Raw genomic sequence first — 21,264 nt, 5'->3', positions numbered from 1 at the left:
CGTACAACGAAAATTGCGGCCTTGTCACTCCGCCGCCTGCGCGCCCCGCTTCCTCCGCGTCGCTGCGCTCGGCGCCGCCGCCGGCGCCTTCCTGTCCAGCACCGGCTTCAGAAACTGCCCCGTATAGCTCCGCTTCTCCTTGACGATATCCTCGGGGGTCCCGGCGAAAACGATCTCGCCGCCGCCGTCGCCGCCTTCGGGGCCGAGGTCGATGATCCAGTCGGCGGTTTTTATGACCTCGAGATTGTGCTCGATCACGGCGACCGTGTTGCCCTGGGCGACCAGCTCGTGCAGCACCTCCAACAGCTTCTCGACGTCCTGGAAGTGCAGGCCGGTGGTCGGCTCGTCGAGAATGTACAAGGTGCGCCCGGTGGCGCGCTTGCTCAGCTCCTTGGCCAGCTTCACCCGCTGCGCCTCACCGCCCGACAGCGTGGTCGCCTGCTGGCCGATATGGACGTAGTCGAGCCCGACCCGGTGCAGGGTCTTGAGCGTGTCCCGCACCCGCGGCACGGCGCGGAAAAACTCGGCGCCTTCCTCGACCGTCATGTCCAGCACGTCGGCGATCGACTTGCCCTTGAAGGTGACGTCGAGGGTCTCGCGGTTGTAGCGCTTGCCCTTGCACACGTCGCACGTGACGTAGACGTCGGGCAGAAAGTGCATCTCGATCTTGATCACCCCGTCGCCCTGGCAGGCCTCGCAGCGGCCGCCCTTGACGTTGAACGAGAAGCGCCCGGGCTCGTAGCCGCGCGCTTTCGACTCCGGCAGTCCGGCGAACCACTCGCGGATCGGCGTGAAGGCGCCCGTGTAGGTCGCAGGATTGCTGCGCGGCGTGCGGCCGATCGGCGACTGGTCGATGTCGATGATCTTGTCGATGTGCTCCAGGCCCTCGATGCGCTCGTGCGGGGCAGGGGCCTCGGCCGCGCCGTGCAGCTTTCGCGCGATCGCCTTGTAGAGCGTGTCGATCAAGAGCGTCGACTTGCCGCCGCCGGAGACGCCGGTGACGCAGGTGAACAGGCCGATCGGAATGTCGGCCGAGACGTTTTTCAGATTGTTGCCGCGCGCCCCGACGACCCGCAGCACGCGGCGCGAGTCGGGCACGCGGCGTTCCGGAATCGGAATCGCGCGGGTGCCGACCAGAAACTGGCCCGTCACCGACTTCGGGTCGGCCATGATGTCGGCCGGCGTGCCCTGCGAGACGATCTCGCCGCCATGGATGCCGGCGCCGGGGCCGATGTCCAGCACCCAGTCGGCGGTGCGGATGGCGTCCTCGTCGTGCTCGACGACGATCACGGTGTTGCCGAGGTCGCGCAGCCGTTTCAGCGTCTCGATCAGCCTTGCATTGTCGCGCTGGTGCAGGCCGATCGAGGGCTCGTCCAGCACATAGAGCACGCCCGTGAGGCCGGAGCCGATCTGCGAGGCGAGGCGAATGCGTTGGCTCTCGCCGCCCGACAGCGTGCCGGAGGCGCGGGCGAGCGTCAGATAGTCGAGCCCGACATCGATGAGAAAATTCAGCCGCTCGCGGATCTCCTTGAGGATGCGGGTGGCGATCTCGTTCTGCTTGGCGTTTAGCGTCTTCGGCAGGTCGGTGAACCAGGCGCCGGCGCGACGCACCGACATCCCCGAGACCTCGCCGATATGCAGTCCGTCCACTTTTACCGCCATGGCCTCGGGCTTGAGCCGATGGCCGTCACAGGAGGCGCACGGAATCGCGGTGAAGTATTTCGAGATCTCCTCGCGCGCCCACTCGCTCTCGGTCTCGCGCCAGCGCCGCTCGAGATTGACGACCACGCCCTCGAACGGCTTCTTGGTCTCGTAGGCCCGCATGCCGTCGTCGTAGACGAACTTGATCTCGTCGTCGCCGGAGCCGTACAGGATCGCGTCCTGGGCGCGCTTCGGAAGGTCCTTCCATTTGGTGTCGAGGGTGAAGCGATAGAACTTCGCCAGCGCCTCCAGGGTCTGGATGTAATAGGGCGACGACGACTTCGCCCACGGCGCGATGGCGCCGCGCTTGAGCGTCGCCTCCTTGTCGGGGATCACCAGGTCGGCGTCGATCTTCTGGTCGAGACCGAGGCCGCCGCAGGCCGGGCAGGCACCGTGCGGGCTGTTGAACGAGAACAGCCGCGGCTCGATCTCCGAGATGGTGAAGCCGGACACCGGGCAGGCGAACTTTTCCGAGAACATGATCCGCTGTGCGTCCGACGCGGCCGCGGCGGCGAGCTTGGTCTCTTTCGGCGGGCGGGCGGTTTGCTCTGCCTCGTCATGGCCGGGCTTGACCCGGCCATCCATCTTCTTTTGCAAGGATGGATCACCGGGTCTGGCCGCTGCGCGGCCGCCCGGTGATGACGCCGTGGGGGAGGCGCCCGACGAATCGGCGAGTTCCACCACGGCGATGCCGTCAGCGAGCTTGAGGGCGGTCTCGAACGATTCGGCCAGCCGCGTCGCGATGTCGGGCCGCACGACCAAGCGGTCCACCACCACGTCGATGTCGTGCTTGAACTTCTTGTCGAGTGCCGGCGCCGCGGCGATCTCGTGGAAGGCGCCGTCGATCTTGACCCGCTGGAACCCCTTCTTCAGCAGGTCGGCGAGCTCCTTCCTGTACTCGCCCTTGCGGCCGCGCACGAGCGGCGCCAGCAGGAACAGCCGCGTGCCCTCGGGCAGCGCCATCACCCGGTCGACCATCTGGGAGATGGTCTGGCTCTCGATCGGCAGGCCGGTGGCGGGCGAGTAGGGCACGCCGACGCGGGCCCACAAGAGCCGCATGTAGTCGTAGATCTCGGTGACGGTGCCGACCGTCGAGCGCGGGTTCTTCGAGGTGGTCTTCTGCTCGATCGAGATGGCGGGCGACAGGCCGTCGATCTGGTCGACGTCCGGCTTCTGCATCATCTCGAGGAACTGGCGCGCATAGGCGGAGAGCGATTCGACGTAGCGGCGCTGGCCCTCGGCATAGATGGTGTCGAAGGCGAGCGACGATTTTCCAGAGCCCGACAGGCCGGTGAACACCACCAGTCTGTCGCGCGGCAGGTCGACGTCGAGATTCTTGAGATTGTGCTCGCGCGCGCCGCGAATCGAGATCAGGCGGCCGTCGGGGCGTCGCGGCTTGTCGAACAGGTCGGTCATCGGTCACCGGGCTCGGTCCACGGGGCGGCAGGGGCGCGGCACGCCGCGCAGACCTGGCCCGGACGGATTGGAGGCGTGACCAGAACTTAATGAGAACGGAGCGGTTTCGCCAGCACCCCCGGGTTATCAACAGCGTCCCCGGCTGCGCACTACGGGATGCACACATCGCTTGCCATGTGTGAGAGCGTCATGCGCGGGCTCGACCCGCGCATCCATCGATTTTCGCAAAAATGCTTTGTTCGCAGGATGATGGATCGCCGGGTCAAGCCCGGCGATGACGACGGTGGGGAAGGTGCACTCTTTGCAGACCACCAGATGGTCTCGACAAAACGAGATCTGTGCATCCCGTAGCGGCTGCGCAGGGCGGGGAGCGGCGATCGCCCGGGGTCGGTGGTTTCGGCCCCCCGGCCCGCACCGGTCACCCCAAAACAGCGGAAACCCCGGACCTGAGGTCCGGGGCTCCACTGGGACTTCTAGAGGCCGTCGTTCGGGACTGACGATCAGTACCGGGCGACCAGCGGTGCGCCACCGCCGAAGCGGTAGTTCAGGCCGATCTTGGCGGTGCTGATGCCGCTGTTGTCGTGATCCCAATTGTAGCGCAGGCCATCGCCCGGGTTGATGCCCGACACGGTCTGGTTGTTCAGGGCGATGTACATGTACTCCGCCTTGACGCTCCAGTTCATGTCGAACGCCCACTCGATGCCGCCGCCGACCGTCCAGGTCGCCACGGTCTCGCTCGCCGAGGCGTTGATGGTCTGCAGGCCGAAGCCGTCGAACACCGAGTTCTGGACGTTCACGAAAGCGGCGCCGCCCTTGACGTAGATGAGGGCGCGATCGAACGAATAACCGAGACGGCCGGCAACGATGCCATACCAGTTGCCGATCTTGGTCGACGAGGCCACGCCGGGCGCCACCGCTGCGTTGTTGAGCAGGAGCGGGTCGTAGGCCGAGCCCTTGATGTTCAGGTAGCCGAGCTCGCCTTCGAGGCCGAGCACGAACGGCGAACCGACCGGCTGATAATTGCAGCCCAGCGTGCCGCCGCCGATGAAGCTGGCGTCGGTCTTGTAGCCCCAGGCGCCGACGGCCGAGTAGCCGTTACGGTCATAGGCGCTGATGTCGCCGTCGCTCCACGCGCCGCCGACATAGCCGCCGATATAGCAGCCGGTCCACGAGAACACGGGCGCGATCACGGGCGGAGCCTTCACGGGCATCCGGGCCGGGAGATCGGCAGCAGAGGCCACACTGGCCATTCCGAGTGCCGCAACAGTCGCAAGCAGGATCTTCTTCATGGGAGCCCCCCGATAGAGTCGATGGAATAAAATAGAACGGGTGGCATCCGGATTGGTGACATTTTGGCCACAACCTATGGGAAACAAGATTCACCGCTGTGCAACCAAAACAGGCTAAATCTATCGGATGAGGGGTAGAGTGGAATTAGACCAACCTTCAGAAGCTTCAATTCACCTGGGTCATGCCGGGCGTGTCCCGGCCATCCACGCTCTTCCTTTCGAAAAGCGTTGTAGACGTGGATGGTCGCGACGAGCGCGGCCATGACGGGTTGGAGGTTCTGGGAGCTGGTATTGTCGCCGAACGCGCGAGCAAGGCTGGCCGGGGTGCCGCAGCCGGTGCTTGCCGGGGCGTCGGCTCGAAGCCCTCGACGCGGTCCCCGACATGCAAAAAGCCCCGGGCGTGCCCGGGGCTTTCGCTCGACGGAGAAGTCGACGAGATCAGTAGCGAGCGACCAGCGGGGCGCCGCCGCCGAAGCGGTAGTTGATGCCCACCTTGGCGGTCTGGATGCCCGAGTTGGCATGATCCCAGTTGGCGAAGCCGCCGCCGGCGATCGGAGCCGTCACGGTCTGGGTCTGGTCGAGGCCGATATACATGTACTCGGCCTTGACGCTCCAGTTCATGTCGAGGGCGTATTCGAGACCGCCACCGACCGTCCAGGTCGCCTTGGTCTGGCTGGCGGACGCATAGGCGCCCGTGCCCGGCTGCGCGATCGAGTTCTCGACGTCGACGAAGGCGACGCCGCCCTTGACGTAGATGAGGGCGCGATCGAACGAGTAGCCGAGACGGCCGGCGACGATGCCGTACCAGTCACCGATCTTGGTGTTGGAGTAGAGCGTGGTGGCGCCGGCGGAGAGCGGGTCGATGCCCGTGCCCGTCAGGTGCATGTAGCCGACTTCGCCTTCGAGACCGAGCACGAAGGGCGAGCCGACCGGCTGCCAGTTGCAGCCCACGGTGCCGCCACCGATGAAGCTCGAATCGGTCGAGTAGCCCCACGAGCCCGGACGGACGATGACGCCGTTCCGGTCGGTGGCCACGGTGTCGTCGGAGCTCCAGGCGCCGCCGACATAGCCGCCGACATAGCAACCGGTCCACGAGAACACAGGCGCGACCATGGGCGCCGCCTTCACAGGCATGCGCGCCGGCAGGTCGGCCGCAGAGGCGGCACCGGCAAAGCCGAATGCCGCAACAGTCACGAGCAGAATCTTTTTCAAAGGAAGCCCCCCAAAGGAGTTGATGCCGCACATTAGGAGTTTCCCGGTGCCGAGGGGTGATATTTTGGTCACAACGGATAGGAATGCAACTGTCTGAAATGAGACCTAAAAATGGCAGAGCCGTGACGCTGCGGGATGGGCGTCGGCCTCTAGCCTACTGTTGTACCAACCCATATCCACCAAACCGTGCCACAACCCGAAACATTCGGACCACGTCAGCACGTCATACCAGCCGTCACATACTCCGACTCGTCATACGCGGGCTCGAACCGCGTATCCATCTCTAGAAAACACTTAAATTTCAGTAGCTTGATGGATAACCGGGTCAAGCCAGGCCATGACGCGAGGGGACGAAGCCAGTGACGGCTGGTATCAGGCGCGGTCGAGTCGTCCGGCCGGGCGGCTCGCGGCGGCGGGTGGCCGGGAGATATCGGAGAATCGGAGCCGGCCTCGCCGGAAAAGGCTTGCGCGCCGGCGCATTGGACCGAGACAGGTTCCAGAGCATCCGAGACTACCGCGCCGCGATGGCGTCGCCGCGTTGTGCGGCCGTCCGCGCCGGCCGGGATGAGCACGACAAGTGGAGACCGCGCTGGCGATCGCGGGCCTCAGGGATTCGTCAGGGCCCCGTCTGCCGGCTCCCGACATGCAAAAAGCCCCGGGCGTGCCCGGGGCTTTCGCTCGACGGAGAAGTCGACGAGATCAGTAGCGAGCGACCAGCGGGGCGCCGCCGCCGAAGCGGTAGTTGATGCCCACCTTGGCGGTCTGGATGCCCGAGTTGGCATGATCCCAGTTGGCGAAGCCGCCGCCGGCGATCGGAGCCGTCACGGTCTGGGTCTGGTCGAGGCCGATATACATGTACTCGGCCTTGACGCTCCAGTTCATGTCGAGGGCGTATTCGAGACCGCCACCGACCGTCCAGGTCGCCTTGGTCTGGCTGGCGGACGCATAGGCGCCCGTGCCCGGCTGCGCGATCGAGTTCTCGACGTCGACGAAGGCGACGCCGCCCTTGACGTAGATGAGGGCGCGATCGAACGAGTAGCCGAGACGGCCGGCGACGATGCCGTACCAGTCACCGATCTTGGTGTTGGAGTAGAGCGTGGTGGCGCCGGCGGAGAGCGGGTCGATGCCCGTGCCCGTCAGGTGCATGTAGCCGACTTCGCCTTCGAGACCGAGCACGAAGGGCGAGCCGACCGGCTGCCAGTTGCAGCCCACGGTGCCGCCACCGATGAAGCTCGAATCGGTCGAGTAGCCCCACGAGCCCGGACGGACGATGACGCCGTTCCGGTCGGTGGCCACGGTGTCGTCGGAGCTCCAGGCGCCGCCGACATAGCCGCCGACATAGCAACCGGTCCACGAGAACACAGGCGCGATCACGGGCGGCGCCTTCACAGGCATCCGCGCCGGCAGATCGGCCGCAGAGGCAGCACCGGCAAAGCCGAACGCCGCAACAGTCACGAGCAGGATCTTCTTCATAAGACGGCCCCTCCTTCCGAGAAGAAATACCGAAGTCCCAGGGCAGAACCTAAAATGAATCGCCCAACGGTTGGTGACATATATGCCACAGGACCTTGCGAAGTCGGGGTTGGGCGGCCCCCGCAGACCTTCGCGGCAAGCCCCGATTCAACGCGTGTGCAGGTCCTTGCCGGTTTCGATGCGATCAATGCAACTCTCTGAAAAATAGATTAAAATTGAGCGTGGCTGGGGGGCTTGCGGTGGTGCCTTTGAGTCGCCGTCGCATCGGCTGCCGCGCCTGCCGGGGGACGCTCGGGCGGGGCGTTCCGCGCCAGGCAAACTGTCGGCTTGCTTAAGCAATGGTTGCAGGGTATGGAACATAAGCAGAACATCAGCGTGTGGACAAACCCCGGCTCAGCCTTGTTGAGGAGTCCATAAGCTATAGGGTGTGGCCGCGCTCCGCGCCGGCGCCCGTGTTTATGTCCGGGGCCGGTGCCATGACTCGTCCGGCGATCGACCATTCGGTCCCTCGATCGGCACGGCCGGGTCGGCAGGGGCGGGTCGCCAGTGCGGCCGGACCGCGTCCACGGGGTCGGACCCGAACGGGTCGAAACGCATACGGGTCGAGATACAAGGAGCGGAGTTCAGCGATGGCGGGTTCGGTCAACAAGGTCATTCTCATCGGCAATCTCGGCGCGGATCCGGAAATCCGCCGCACCCAGGACGGGCGGCCGATCGCCAATCTGCGGGTGGCGACGTCGGAAACCTGGCGCGACAAGGCGACCGGCGAACGCAAAGAGAAAACCGAGTGGCATCGCGTCGTGATCTTCAACGAGGGGCTCTGCCGGGTGGCCGAGCAGTACTTGAAGAAGGGCTCGAAGATTTACCTCGAAGGCTCTCTGCAGACGCGTAAATGGCAGGATCAGCAGGGCCAGGACCGGTACTCCACGGAAGTCGTTCTACAGGGCTTCAATTCTGTCCTGACGATGCTGGACGGACGCCCCGGCGCCGGCGGCGAGAGCTTCGATCAGGGCGGCGGCGGCGAGGACTTCGGCGCCAGTGGACCGGCCCCGGCGCGCGAGCGCCGGCCGGCGGCGGCCGCGGCGCCGGCGCGGCGCGACGATCTCGACGACGACATCCCGTTCTGAGCCGCGGGTCCGTTTCGTCTGCTTCGCCCGTCGGGACGGGTGGCGGCGCGGCGCCGGGCCTCGAGCGGACGCCGCGCGTGCCGGTTTCCGCCGAGCGCGGGGACGCTCTAAAGTCGAGCTGATCGCGCCACCCGACTCGCCGCCGTGGGGCGGCGGCCGGTGCAGGCGCTACGCAGGCCAGCATGCAGACACTCGCCACCGCCCTGCTGCAGGGGCTGAAGGACCACGGCGCCCGGGAGATGTTCGGCATCCCGGGCGACTTCGTGCTGCCTCTCTTCAGGGTCATCGAAGAGTCGGAGATCCTTCCGTATTTCACCCTCAGCCACGAGCCCGCCGTGGGCTTTGCGGCGGACGCGGCGGCGCGCTATCACGCCGGCCTCGGCGTCGCCGTGGTGACGTATGGGGCCGGGGCGTTCAACGTGGTCAATGCGGTTGCCGGCGCCTATGCGGAGCGCTCGCCCGTGGTCGTGGTGGCGGGCGCGCCGGGCGCCCGCGAGCGATCGAGCGGCCTGCTGCTGCATCACCAGGCGCGCAGCGTCGACACCCAGCTCGCCGTGTTCAAGGAGATCACCTGCGACCAGGCGGTGCTGAACGATCCGGCCACTGCCCCGCAGGAGATCGCCCGGGTGCTGCGCAGCGCCCGCGAGCGTGCCCTGCCGGTGTATATCGAGCTGCCGCGCGACATGGTCGAGGCAAAGGTCGCCCGCGTCCCGGTGCTGCCGCGCCGCTCCGCCGACCCCGACGCGCTGGCCGAATGCGCCGACGAGGTGATGGCGCTGCTCGGCCGCGCGTCGTCGCCCGTCCTGGTGGTCGACGTCGAGGTGCGGCGCTACGGCATCGAGGCGCTGCTCGCGACGCTGGCCCGCCGGCTCGGCCTGCCGGTCGTCACCACCTTCATGGGGCGGGGCCTGCTGCAGCAGGCGCCCGACGTGCTGCGCGGCACCTATCTGGGCAGCGCCGGCGACCCCGCCGTCACCCGCCTGGTCGAGGATGCGGACGCGCTGCTGCTTCTCGGCGTCATCCTGTGCGACACCAATTTCGCTCTGTCCGAGAAGCGTTTCGACTGGCGCCGGACCGTGCTGGCGATCGACCGCGGCGTCCGCATCGGCCATCACGCCTATCCGGACCTGCCGATCGAGGATCTGGTCGAGGCGCTCTTGGCGCGGGCCGGGAGCGAGGCTGCCGCCAGGCCGCGGGCGTTGCCGCCCTTCGAGGCCTATCCGCGCGGCCTGGCGGCCGACGAGGCGACGCTCACCCCGACCGACATCGCCACCGCGGTCAACGACCTGTTCGACCGTCACGGCACCATGCCGATGACGGCCGACATCGGCGACTGCCTGTTCACCGCCATGGAGATCGACAACTCGGCGCTGGCCGCGCCCGGCTACTATGCCGGCATGGGCTTCGGGGTGCCGGCCGGCATCGGGGTGGCGGCGGCCACCGGCCTGCGGCCGCTGATTCTGGTCGGCGACGGCGCCTTCCAGATGACCGGCTGGGAGCTCGGCAACTGCCGGCGCTACGGGCTCGATCCGATCGTCGTGGTGTTCAACAATTGTAGCTGGGAGATGCTGCGGGTCTTTCAGCCTGAATCGAGGTTCAATGATTTGTCCGACTGGAATTTCGCCGCCGCTGCGCCGGCGCTCGGCGGCCACGGCGAGCGGGTGTCGACCCGGCGTGGCCTCGCCGACGCGCTGGAGCGCGCCGTGGCGCGGCGCGGCGTCTTCACACTGATCGAGGCGATGATTCCCCGCGGCGTGACCTCCAAAACCCTCGCCCGCTTCGTCTCCGGCCTGAAGACCGCCCGCGACCGCCAGTAACAATCCGTCATTCCGGGACGCGGGCCGTAGGCCCGCGAGCCCGGAATCCATACTCCCGGTGCCGGTGGCTCACGGGAGACAGGGGATATTGGTTCCGGGCTCGGCGCTCATGCGCCGCCCCGGAACGACCGAAACCGATTTGCCAGGGTTCCAGCGAACGGAGAGGCGGCCATCGTGCCGCAGGCCGTTCGAGTTGCTCACCCCCACACGGCCTTCGCCCCGTCGATCACGTATTGGACGGCGAGCGCCGCCAGCAGCACGCCGAACAGCCGCGCCAGCACGATGTTGCCGGTGATGCCGAGCCCGCGCGAGATCGCGCCGGCAAAGTGGAAGACTGCGAGGCAGAGGCCGCACACCGCGACGATGACGCCGAGCAGCAGCGCCGTCCGGGCCGGGTCGCCGGCGGCCTGGCCGGCCAGCAGGATGGCGGCCGTGAGCGCCCCCGGGCCGGCCATCAGCGGGATGGCGAGCGGGAAGGCCGCGACATGGCGCACCCGCTCCTCCACGGCTTGCTCGGCCGTGCGCGACTGGCGCTCCATCCGCACGTCCAGGACCATCTCGGAGGCGACTGCGAACAGCAGGATTCCGCCGGCGATCCGGAAGGCCGGCAGTGTGATGCCGAGATGGCTCAGCAGCCAGTCGCCGACCAGGGCGGCGCCGACCAGCACGGCCACGGCGATGAGCGTCGCGCGAAAACCGACCTGCCGGCGCGCCGCCGGCGGCAGCCCGTCGGTCAGGGCCACGAAGGCGGGGGCGAGGCCGAGCGGATCGACCACGATGAACAGCGTGACGGCGGCGGAGAGCAGGAACTCGACACTCATGGTACCGGCGTAGAGCCGGCCACGGGCGAGGTCAAATCGGGGCCGATCCGCGGCGCCTGCGTTCGCGCACCGACGCTCTCTCGGTCCGCGCGGCTTCGGATCGACCGCGACCAACGGCTCTCAGGTCGGCCGGTTGTCTCGGCTGCAGTGTCCGGGGGTCTGGTCGAAATGCTCCTGCGCCGCCCGCTCGCGGCTCTGGAAGGCCCACCTCCAGACCGAGCCGGGGCTGACGAAGGCGCCATCCTTCTGCTTCTCGTAGTAATCGACCCGATGCAGCGCGTAGCAATTCAGCTCGTTGCCCATTTCCCTGATACGTCCGAGCCTGCGCACGAGGTCGTCGTAGAGGTCCTTGCTCCAGGTCCGCTTCGTCTTGGCGTCGTCGAGAAGCGCATTCAACTGCATGAAACAGAAATGGATGCCGGCGAGCCGCAGCTTCAGGCTGTTCGGATAGAGTCCGAGGCGGGTGAGCTCGTCGGTCAGCGACTTTTCCTTGAGCGACCTCTTGCAGTCGATCCCCTCGGTTCCGGTCGACCGGTCGTTCTCGTCGGTGCCGCGCATCTGGTTGTAGTATCTTCCGAAGCCCTGATGTGTGACCTGCGGCGAGCCGTTCGCATCCAGGAAGATCGGCTGGTCGAGCGCGTAGTGGACGTCGGTCAGGAGCTGGTCGATGCCTTCGTTCCACTGCTTGAGATGGGCGTAATAGGAATCGAAGCGGCGCTTCTTCAACTCCGTGTCCCATTCGTTCAGCCGCGCCCGCGCGTCCTGCAGCCGGCCTTCGGAATCGTCTGCCAGGACCGGCGCGGCGAGCGGGACCGCTTTCGGGGGAAGCGCACGCGCCACGCTGCCGCCCGACGCGCCGCCGTTCGGTCCGGGCTTTTCGAATGTTCCCGGATGGTCCGGGCGACTCGTCCAAAGCTCGGCCGACGAGGTGACGGGTGCGACATTCGGGTTGCGCTTGGGGCCGCTGCTGTCGTCGCGAACGTTCGGCACCAGCAGGACGGACGCGCCCGGATGCGGAGGTTCGTTCGGTCGAATGAGGTCGCGCAGCGGTGGGATGAAGGTGAGAGTCGCGTAATGCCGGCGCCCGATGGCGGCCGTCACGTTTTGCGAGACCTCCAAGGCGTGCTTGGCCACGTCCGTCGCATTGTTGACCTTGACCGAATTGCTCCAGTTGATCACCTGAAACACGGCCGTGAACAGGACCGTCAGGGCCGCGAGCGTGAACGGAACGATGAAATGCGGTCGCCCGCGGAGCTTGGCGCCGACGATCTCGAGCTGGCTGCCATGGACCTTGTATTGCTCCGGTCCGTCCTGCTCGATCGACAACAGCAATTGGGGGCGAGAATCGCTTTTCGGACGTCGAGAAACCAGGGTCATCGTCACCCCCTCGGGTTGGAATCGTCCAAGAGCCACCAAATCGCCGCATTCAATCAAAAATTGAGTGAACTCGAAAATAACAACCGAGTGAAAGTCTGCCGTCGTGGAAGACCCGAACGGCGATCCGGTCCGCACCGGATCGGACCGGTCCGGCGCGCTCGTTCCGGGGCCGGCTGCCGGGCATTTCCGCCGGCCTTGCCGCAACCCTGCCGGCCGGCCCGGTAGACATCTTCTAAATTATTGTGCAGAAAGCAGAAAATCTCGCTGCCCGAAATCCCGGAACGCTGGTGTTCCGGGCTTCGATGGACTATCTAGAGGCCATCGGATTCGCCGGGATTCCACCTATTGGCTGACAACGACACTCCCTCTCCGAGCGGCTCCGGCCCATCGGACATTCGCCCCGTTTCCATCTCCGAGGAGATGAAGCGCGCGTATCTCGATTACGCCATGAGCGTGATCGTGTCGCGGGCGCTGCCGGATGCGCGCGACGGCCTCAAGCCGGTGCACCGGCGCATCCTCTACTCGATGCACGAGCAGGGGCACCTGCCGGACCGCAAATACGTCAAGTCGGCCCGCGTGGTCGGCGACGTGATGGGCAAGTATCACCCGCACGGCGACTCGGCGATCTACGACGCGCTCGTCCGCATGGCGCAGGATTTCTCCATGCGCCTGCCGCTGATCGACGGGCAGGGCAATTTCGGCTCGGTCGACGGCGATCCGGCCGCGGCCATGCGCTACACCGAGTGCCGGCTCGCCCGGCCCGCGCTGGCGCTGCTCGAGGACATCGACAAGGACACGGTCGACTTCCGGCCGAACTACGACGGCAACGAGCACGAGCCGGCCGTCCTGCCGGCGCGCTTCCCCAATCTTCTGGTCAACGGCGCCGGCGGCATCGCGGTCGGCATGGCGACCAACATCCCGCCGCACAATCTCGGCGAGGTGATCGACGCCGCGATCGCGCTGATCGACGACCCGGCGCTCGGGGTCGAGGACCTGTTGAAGATCGTGCCGGGGCCGGATTTTCCGACCGGCGGCGTCATTCTGGGCCGCGCCGGCATCCGCTCCGCCTACCACACCGGCCGCGGCTCCGTGGTGATGCGGGGCAAGGTCGAGATCGAGACCATCCGCAAGGACCGCGAAGCGATCATCGTCTCGGAGATTCCCTACCAGGTGAACAAGGCCACCATGGTGGAGAAGATCGCCGAGCTGGTGCGCGAGAAGCGGATCGAAGGCATCTCGGATCTGCGCGACGAAAGCGATCGCGACGGCTACCGGGTGGTGATCGAGATCAAGCGCGACGCCGTGGCCGACGTGGTGCTCAACCAGCTCTACCGCTTCACCCCGCTGCAATCGACCTTCGGCTGCAACATGGTGGCGCTGGACGGCGGCCGTCCGCTGACCATGTCGCTGAAGGATCTGCTGGTCGTCTTCATCGCGTTCCGCGAGGACGTGATCAAGCGGCGCACCAAGTTCCTGCTCGGCAAGGCACGCGACCGCGCCCATGTGCTGGTCGGCCTCGCCATCGCGGTCGCCAATATCGACGAGGTGATCCGCCTGATCCGCGCCTCGCGCGACGCCAACGAGGCCCGCGAGGCCCTGATGACGCGCGACTGGCCGGCCGCCGACGTGCTGCCGCTGATCGAGCTGATCGACGATCCGCGCCATCTGGTGCAGCCGGACGGCACCTTCAAGCTTTCGGAAGCGCAGGCCCGCGCGATCCTCGATCTGCGCCTGCAGCGCCTCACCGCGCTGGGCCGCGACGAGATCAAGGACGAGCTCGACAAGCTCGCCGCCGAGATCACCAACTACCTGGACATCCTCCGCTCGCGCGAAAGAATCCAGTCGATCGTCAAGGCCGAGATGATGGAGGTGCGCGAGAAGTTCGCGACGCCGCGCCGCACCGTCATCCTCGACCAGGACGGCGAGATGGAAGACGAGGACCTGATCCAGCGCGAGGACATGGTCGTCACCGTCTCGCATCTCGGCTACGTCAAGCGGGTGCCGCTGTCGACCTACCGGGCGCAGCGCCGCGGCGGCAAGGGCCGCTCCGGCATGCAGACCCGCGAGGAGGATTTCGTCGCGCGCCTGTTCGTCGCCTCGACCCACGCGCCGGTGCTGTTCTTCTCCTCGCGCGGGCAGGTTTACACCGAGAAGGTGTGGCGGCTGCCGCTGGCGGCGCCCAATGCCCGCGGCAAGGCGATGATCAACCTGCTGCCGCTCGAGCAGGACGAGCGCATCACCACCATCATGCCGCTGCCCGAGGACGAGACGACCTGGGGCGAGCTCGACGTGATGTTCGCCACCACGGGCGGCACGGTGAGACGCAACAAGCTCTCCGACTTCTCCGACGTGCGCCGCTCCGGCAAGATCGCCATGAAGCTCGGCGACGGCGAGGCGATCGTCGACGTGCAGATCTGCACCGAGCGGGACGACGTGCTGCTGACCACCGCGGTCGGCCAGTGCATCCGCTTCGCCGTCACCGACGTGCGGGTGTTCAAGGGCCGCGACTCGGTCGGGGTGCGCGGCATCGCGCTCGACGCCGACGACCGCGTCATCTCGCTGTGCATCCTGCGCCATGTCGACGCCTCCGGCGAGGAGCGCGAGGCCTATCTCAAGCGCGCCATGGCGGTGCGGCGCAGCGGCGGGGACACCGAGGGCGAGCCGGAGGTCGCGGACGCCGAGGCCGAGGTCGAGGAGACCGGTGCCGAGGGCGGCGCCGGCGAGAACATCGAGCTGGGCGAGCAGCGCTACGTCGCGCTGTCGGCGGCCGAGCAGTTCGTGCTGACGATCTCCGAGCGCGGCTTCGGCAAGCGCACCTCGTCGTTCGAGTACCGCACCACCGGCCGCGGCGGCAAAGGCATCGTCGCCATGGACAACCGCACCCGCGCCGGAATAAGGCCGCGGATCGGCAAGCTGGTGGCGTCCTTCCCGGTGGAGGAGAGCGACCAGATCATGCTGGTCACGGACGGCGGCCAATTGATCCGCTGCGGCGTCGCCGAGATCTCGATCAAGGGCCGCAGCACCCAGGGCGTCATCGTGTTCGACACCGCCGAGGGCGAGCGCGTCGTCTCGGTCGAGCGCCTCAGCGAGAGCGACGAGGCCGAGGGCGGCGAGAACGGCAACGGCCACACGAACGGCGACGGCGAGGGTGAGGCGTAGCGCCGCCGCACTCTTCACCTCTCCCCCGCGGGGAGTTTGCACAATTGGTCATTCCGGGACGCGCGCGTGAGCGCGCGGGCCCGGAATCCATACCCCCGGTGCTGATCGCTCTCGAAAGACAGGGCGTATGGGTTCCGGGCTCGGCCTTGCGGGCCGCCCCGGAACGACCAGCAACCGATCACTCGGCTCGGATTACATCGCCCGCAGCGCCGGTCCCGGTACTTCCTGGCGGATATGGGCGATGCGGTTGTGCGCGTCGACCTGGACGACGGTCGGGCGGTGGCGCTTCGCCTCCTCGGCGGTCATCTCGGCGAAGGTCGCCAGGATGACCAGGTCGCCGGGGGAATTGCCGTGCGCGGCCGCGCCGTTGATGCAGATCACGCCGGAGCCGCGCTCGCCCTCGATCGCGTAGGTCACCAGGCGGGTGCCGCGGGTGACGTTCCACACGTGCAGCTCCTGGTTCGTCAGGATCTTGGCCGCGTCCATCAGGTCGGCATCGATCGTGCAGCTTCCCTCGTAATGGAGGTCGGCATGCGTGATCGTCGCGCGGTGTATCTTCGACCAGAGCATCCGGATGTGCATGGCGCTCCTTTGGCAGATTTTTCCCGCCATGCCAACCGGCTTGGTCGAGACGCGCATGCGCCGGACGGACGTCCACGGGGACCCGTTTCGGATCCCCGTGAAGCTCGTCGGTCTCGGCTCGAGGCCGGGTCGCGCGTTCAGCCCGTCGATCAGGCGGTGAAGAGCGATCGCAGCATGCGGATATCGTCGATCTTCTCGATCGCGTTGATCCGTTCGATCAGCCTCTCGGTCTTTTCGGGGCCCAGGACGGGCGCCATCAGGTCCCGGGTCTTGGCGTTCACGGCCTCGGTGTCGATCGGGTTTTCCTTGGTGCCGGGCGGGAACTTGGTGAAGTGACTGACCTTCTTCCCGTCGGTCAGGGTCACCTCGACGAGCGCGCTGCGCGGGGCGGCGGGATCCATCAGGGCCTGATCGCCGACCAGTTGCACCTTGGCCCGCTGCGCCATGATGGCAGGGTCTTGCAGGAGCGCCGCATCGTGGCTGTCGACGAACGACACCGCACCCTTGACCAGCGCCAGCCCGACGAGGTGCTGGCAATTGACGTCCGGCATCGAGCTGTTGCCGACGATGCCGATGGCGTCGGTGGGCAGTTTGACCAGGATGCTCTGCACCTTGTCGGGCGTCAGGCCGTGCTGCTTGCGCAGCGTCAGCAACGCGTCGAGCGGCGACTGGATCGGATAGCCGACCGAGAAGGTCTTGATCGCCGTCTCGGTCACCCAGAAGCGACTCCCGAGTCCCTCGAGCATCGCCTCCGGGTTCGGTTTGGTCGACAGCGCGATGAACAGATTGTGGGACCCGTCGAGGACGTCGGCGACACCGGTCATCCCCTGCTGGACCATGGTGACGGCGGTGACGCCGTTGCGGGCGCCCATGCCGGAGAAATCGAACGCCTTCTCGACGTGATCCTCGTCTTTCACCCAGCTCCACAGGCCGGATACCTGCTGCGCGGAATAGGAGATGGCGAAGCGCATGCCCCTTTCGTCGAGCCGCGCCAGCGACGCCGCGGCGCCGAGCGCCCCGAAGGTGGAACTCGTTCCTTCTGCGCTCCGGTGCGTGCCGCGCACCAGATCCGGTCCCAGCGCCATCAGCAGATTGCAGGTGAGATCGTATCCGAGCGCCACCGCCCGGACGAACTCCTCGCCGGAGCGACCTTCCTTCTCGGCCATGGCGAGCGCGGCCGGCACCACGCAGCTCCCGGGATGCGCCTTGGTGATCGGCTCGAAGTCGTCGGTCTCGTCCGCGTGCGCGCACATCCCGTTGGCGAGCGCCGCATTCACCGCGGTGGTGCGAAAGCTCGCCCCGATCACCGAGGCCTGCTCGACGCCGCCCAGTCCGCGGACATAGTCCACGGCGATGACGCCGGGCTTCATCCTTGCCCCCGACACCATCGCGCCGAAGGTGTCCAGGATGCGATGCTTGCAGGCGACCAGAACCTCCGGCGGCAGGGCACGGTCGCGCGCCGACACCATGTAGCGCGCGAGCCGTCCGGTGACGTCGGTGGTCGTCGGGGCCGCGGCGAGGCGGACCGGCAGGGTGGCGAGGGTCGAGAGGGCGGCGGCGGAGCCGAGCAGCCCGCGGCGTGACATGAGATCGGTGGTCGACATGAGTTTTCACCAAATCCTTGAAATTGCGCCGCGCTCGACGCTAGCAGTGCGCTGGGTAGCGTCAAGGCCGGGGCGCGCTCGACGACGGGCGGCCGATTTTGCGCATCGCATCTTGTGGAGCTGATCCGCCCGGCACGGCGCGTCGTCCCGGCCCGGCCCGGACCGGCTCGCCTGCGTCACGGCGTCGGCCGCTTCGCACCCTCGGGAACCCGGAAGACACGCCCCTCGAAGACGGTGCCCCAGACCGGGATGTCTTTGAGCTTTTCCGGCGCAACGGCGTACGGATCCTGCTCCAGCACCGTGAGGTTGGCGATCTTGCCGGGCGCGATGCTGCCGATCAGATCCTCCTTCCGCCAGGAGTAGGCCGCATCGATCGTGATGGCGCGCAGCGCCGCGTCGACCGAGATGCGCTGATCGGGGCCGGCGACGCGCCCGGACGGCGTGATCCGGTTGACGCCGCACCAGGCGAGATAAAGCGGATCGCTCGGCGCCATCGGCAGGTCCGAGTGGTAGGACAACGATATGCCCTGGTCGAGCACCGACCGCGACCGCACCATCGCGTCGGCCCGCTGCGGGCCGAGCCCGAACGCGCTGTATTTGTCGGCGAACCCGACCGGGTAGTAGGGATTGGCGCTGACGATGGCACCGAGCCGCTTGATGCGCGCGACCTGGTCCTCGGTCGAGTTGGCGAAGTGCACGATCACGCAGCGATGGTCGGGGCGCGGGTGGTCCTTGGCGGCGCGCTCCAGGATGCCGAGCACCGTCTCCAGGCCGAGATCGCCGTTGACGTGGGTGTGGATCTGATAGCCGGCGTTCCAGAACAGCCGCGCCCGGCGTTCCAGCTCGTCCGGCGGAATGATCCACTCGCCGTGGTGGCCGTCCAGATAGCCGTCCGTCATCTGCATCAGTTGCGAGACGATGGCGCCGTCGGCGAACAGCTTGATCTGTCCCGGGAAGAACATCACCTTGCGGCCCGGCGCCTCCGGCGCCACGGCGATCTGCGCCTCCACGGCGTCGAGCGCCTTGTCGAGCCCGACCCGGTCGACGATGCCGCGTCCGTCGGCGATGAAGGTGCTGTACATTGGCGTGTCGGGCGCCCCGAGGATCTGCTCGTAGAGCGTCCACATGTCGGGCGTGTAGAGCGCGCCCGGCTCCATGTAGGCCGTCACGCCGTTGGCGTGCAGGTAGCCGACCATTTGCTCGAGGCCGAAGGCGAGGCGGTCCGGGGTCGCCAGCACCTTGAGCATCGGCGCCATCATCAGGTTGAGGCCGCCCTCCCAGAAATGGCCCTCCGCCCAGTTCGACTGCTCGCTGAACTGGCCCTTGTTCCGGGTCATGTCCTCGGTGAGGCCGAGCGCCTTCAACCCGGGCGTGTTGATGTAGAACTCGTGGCAGGAGCGATGCCATACGGCGATCGGCCGCGTCGCACTGATCGCATCGAGGGTCGCGCGGTCGAGCTTGCCGTGCCAGAGCGCGTGATAGCCCCAGGTCAGCAGCCAGTCGGCGGGCGTCTTCAGCTTCGCTTCGGCCGCCTTCAGCCGCGCCAGATAGTCGTCGCGGCTGGCGGAGGCCTTGTAGACCACGCCCGGCAGCACCCAGTCCTCGGGCGCGATGACCTCGACCGCCAAGGTGAGCGCGCCGAGGATCGGGTGCAGGTGCTGGTCGATCAGGCCCGGCATCACGATCTTGGCGGCGAACGAATCGTCCAGCGTGTAGGGCCGGGCGCCGATGGCCGCCTTGACCTCGTCGAGCGAGCCGACGGCGAGGATGCGCTTGCCCGAGACGGCCACCGCGGTCGCGGCCGGCGCGCCGCGCTCCATGGTGATCACCCGTCTCGCCGTGAACACCGTGATCGGCGCCGCCGTCCCTGCGGGCTCGTCGCCGCGCAGGCCCTTCGCCAGGCTCTCGTTGATGCCGCCGTCGGCGCGCGCCGCCGACATCACCGCCTCGGCGATGAACGGACCGCTGGCGGAGACGGCGGCGGCGCCCTTCAACACATGCCGGCGCGACGGAAAGGAGAGCGAGCGGAACGCGGCCTGAAAGACCGGGCTGCAAGCGATGCACATGACGTCGGCTCCCGCATCGAATCGAAAATGCGCCTCGTCTTTAGGCCGGAGCCGATGAACTTGGAATGGGGGCGCCGGCACTTTCGCCGGCCGCCGCGGGCGCCTTGCGCCGCGTCCACCCGGCGGCGCTACTTGATCGACGCCACCACCTTGCGAAAGCTCGGATGCTCGGCGGTCTCGAGCCATTCGAACAGCACCATCTCGGTGGTGACGATCTCGGCGCCGTGGCGCGCCATGCGCAGGATTGCCGTCTCCTTGCTCTCGGCCCGGCGGGAGCCGACCGCGTCGCGCACCACATAGACCTGGCGCCTGGTCCCGATCAGCCCCAGCACGGTCTGGCAGACGCACACATGGGCCTCGCAGCCGGCGACGACCAGCGCGTGGCCCGGCGCCAGCGCCGGCAGAAAGCCCGGCGCCCGCACCGCGTCGAAGGTCATCTTGGGGATGACCGGGGTGCCGTTTTTCGCCAGCCCGCGGACGGTCTGGCCCAGGCCCTTGGGGTTCTGCTCGGTGAAGAGCGTGGGGATCCCGATCATGGTCGCGGTATCGAGGAGACGCCGCGCGTTGGCGATCGTCGCGTCGCCCTCGGCGATCGCCGGCATCAGGCGCTCCTGAAAGTCCACCACGAGCAGGATCGAACGCTTCGGATCGATGGTCGGCATCGGCCTCCTCCGGCGGCGCGCGACAGCGCCGGTCACGCCATCGTCATGTCCAGCGTAACCCGCAATGCGCGTTCGGAAAATCCCCGATCGACGGGTCGGCTGCGGCTTTTTGGGTCGGATTGGCGCAGGGCTGTGTGCGGGCCGGCGCGGGACCGGCGCCGGCGTGCCGTTCGGCCACGCGCCGCCGGGGCGCTTCTATCGCGTGCGGCTGCCCTGCAAGTAGTGATCGATACTGGCCTGGATCGTGTCGGCGGGCACGCTCAGCTCGGTACAGCTCAGCACCAGGGTTCCGGTGCCGCTGCCGAGCGTGGCGATCGTCCGCTTCCAGCCGCCGGCCGTGTAATCGCTCAGGGGGGCCGACAGTCCGAGCCAGATCGATTTCTGGCCGTAGAGTCGCGCGACCGCGCTGGACGAGATCTTGCTCCAGGGAATCGGACGGTCCACCCATCGGCGATCGAGGATCCCGGTCTCGTCGACCGTCAGGACCACGTCATTGTCGAAGAAGCGCCGGACACGGGCCACGAACATTGGACCGGCGACCAGAACCAGAGGAACGAACCAGAGGATCCCGAAGTCGAACGGTCCGGTTTCTCGGCCCGTCGCTCGCAGATAGATTTCCATTACCGCGACCGCGAGCCCCGCGACGGGAAAAATCCCGGTTATGAGCGCCGTAAAGATGAGACCCAGCTTTCTGTAACGGGCGTGGATCGGCATCGTCGTGGTCCTGTCGAGAGTGTTCGATCCATCCTATGCGCTGTTGCAGACAAGGCGTGCGGCGTCGGTTCTGCCGTGGTCCGGTCGTCCGGCAACGGATCGGGCCACGCGGACGGATCGACGCCCTATGGTAACATGATATCGCAGTCCGCGCGGTCTCGAAGTGAAGATTGCCGGAGCGAGCGTATCCCGGGACAGCGGCGCCGAAATCCAAAGTCTTCGTCCGCCGGAACGGCCCGGTTGC

Annotated in this window: 14 protein-coding genes; 3 read left to right on the top strand and 11 right to left on the bottom strand. The window is 67.2% G+C overall.

What is annotated here, in order from left to right; translation table 11 throughout:
• Window positions 1–24: 24 nt before the first annotated feature.
• The 4 genes from uvrA to HXX10_RS24065 all read right to left on the bottom strand — a co-directional run bounded on the left by uvrA (window position 25) and on the right by HXX10_RS24065 (window position 7,091).
• Window positions 25–3,117, bottom strand: coding sequence for an excinuclease ABC subunit UvrA (uvrA, locus tag HXX10_RS24080; protein WP_296525811.1), 3,093 nt, complete (start codon window positions 3,115–3,117; stop codon window positions 25–27).
• 500 nt (window positions 3,118–3,617) lie between these two features.
• Window positions 3,618–4,406 (bottom strand): outer membrane beta-barrel protein, encoded by a 789-nt coding sequence (locus tag HXX10_RS24075; protein WP_296525810.1) that lies wholly within the window; start codon window positions 4,404–4,406, stop codon window positions 3,618–3,620.
• A 438-nt stretch (window positions 4,407–4,844) separates the two neighbouring features.
• Window positions 4,845–5,600, bottom strand: a complete 756-nt coding sequence (locus HXX10_RS24070) for an outer membrane beta-barrel protein (protein ID WP_296525809.1) — start codon at window positions 5,598–5,600, stop codon at window positions 4,845–4,847.
• A 717-nt stretch (window positions 5,601–6,317) separates the two neighbouring features.
• The gene (locus HXX10_RS24065) at window positions 6,318–7,091 is read right to left on the bottom strand and encodes an outer membrane beta-barrel protein (protein ID WP_296525808.1); all 774 of its coding nucleotides are present in this window, start codon (window positions 7,089–7,091) and stop codon (window positions 6,318–6,320) included.
• A 629-nt stretch (window positions 7,092–7,720) separates the two neighbouring features.
• Between HXX10_RS24065 and HXX10_RS24060 the strand changes: the two genes are divergently transcribed.
• Both HXX10_RS24060 and ipdC read left to right on the top strand, forming a co-directional pair.
• Complete coding sequence (locus HXX10_RS24060) at window positions 7,721–8,218, top strand: single-stranded DNA-binding protein (protein WP_296525807.1); 498 nt, start codon at window positions 7,721–7,723, stop codon at window positions 8,216–8,218.
• Between the two features lie 182 nt (window positions 8,219–8,400).
• Window positions 8,401–10,035 (top strand): indolepyruvate/phenylpyruvate decarboxylase, encoded by a 1,635-nt coding sequence (ipdC, locus tag HXX10_RS24055; RefSeq protein WP_296525806.1) that lies wholly within the window; start codon window positions 8,401–8,403, stop codon window positions 10,033–10,035.
• A gap of 197 nt (window positions 10,036–10,232) precedes the next feature.
• Here the strand turns inward: ipdC and HXX10_RS24050 are convergent, their stop codons facing one another.
• Together HXX10_RS24050 and HXX10_RS24045 are read right to left on the bottom strand one after the other, a co-directional pair.
• Window positions 10,233–10,856, bottom strand: a complete 624-nt coding sequence (locus HXX10_RS24050) for a MarC family protein (protein ID WP_296525805.1) — start codon at window positions 10,854–10,856, stop codon at window positions 10,233–10,235.
• 120 nt (window positions 10,857–10,976) lie between these two features.
• A complete protein-coding gene (locus tag HXX10_RS24045; protein ID WP_296525804.1) occupies window positions 10,977–12,368 on the bottom strand; it encodes a hypothetical protein in 1,392 nt (463 codons plus the stop codon).
• Window positions 12,369–12,578: 210 nt separating this feature from the next.
• Between HXX10_RS24045 and gyrA the strand changes: the two genes are divergently transcribed.
• Complete coding sequence (gyrA, locus tag HXX10_RS24040; protein WP_296525803.1) at window positions 12,579–15,392, top strand: DNA gyrase subunit A; 2,814 nt, start codon at window positions 12,579–12,581, stop codon at window positions 15,390–15,392.
• Window positions 15,393–15,584: 192 nt separating this feature from the next.
• On the opposite strand, the gene panD is transcribed toward gyrA, so the two are convergent.
• The 5 genes from panD to HXX10_RS24015 form a co-directional block, all read right to left on the bottom strand.
• Entirely contained in the window at window positions 15,585–15,974 is a 390-nt protein-coding gene (gene panD / locus HXX10_RS24035) for an aspartate 1-decarboxylase (protein ID WP_296525802.1), read from the bottom strand.
• A gap of 149 nt (window positions 15,975–16,123) precedes the next feature.
• The gene (locus tag HXX10_RS24030; protein WP_296525801.1) at window positions 16,124–17,578 is read right to left on the bottom strand and encodes an MmgE/PrpD family protein; all 1,455 of its coding nucleotides are present in this window, start codon (window positions 17,576–17,578) and stop codon (window positions 16,124–16,126) included.
• A gap of 176 nt (window positions 17,579–17,754) precedes the next feature.
• Window positions 17,755–19,644 (bottom strand): amidohydrolase, encoded by a 1,890-nt coding sequence (locus tag HXX10_RS24025; protein WP_296525800.1) that lies wholly within the window; start codon window positions 19,642–19,644, stop codon window positions 17,755–17,757.
• A gap of 128 nt (window positions 19,645–19,772) precedes the next feature.
• The gene (locus tag HXX10_RS24020; protein ID WP_296525799.1) at window positions 19,773–20,306 is read right to left on the bottom strand and encodes an isochorismatase family protein; all 534 of its coding nucleotides are present in this window, start codon (window positions 20,304–20,306) and stop codon (window positions 19,773–19,775) included.
• Between the two features lie 195 nt (window positions 20,307–20,501).
• On the bottom strand, window positions 20,502–21,020 hold the full coding sequence (locus HXX10_RS24015; protein WP_296525798.1) for a hypothetical protein: 519 nt from the start codon (window positions 21,018–21,020) through the stop codon (window positions 20,502–20,504).
• Window positions 21,021–21,264 lie beyond the last annotated feature (244 nt).

The sequence above is a fragment of the Rhodoplanes sp. genome, from assembly GCF_013377085.1.
GTDB lineage: Bacteria > Pseudomonadota > Alphaproteobacteria > Rhizobiales > Xanthobacteraceae > Rhodoplanes.
This window is presented reverse-complemented; position numbering and strand designations above follow the sequence as displayed.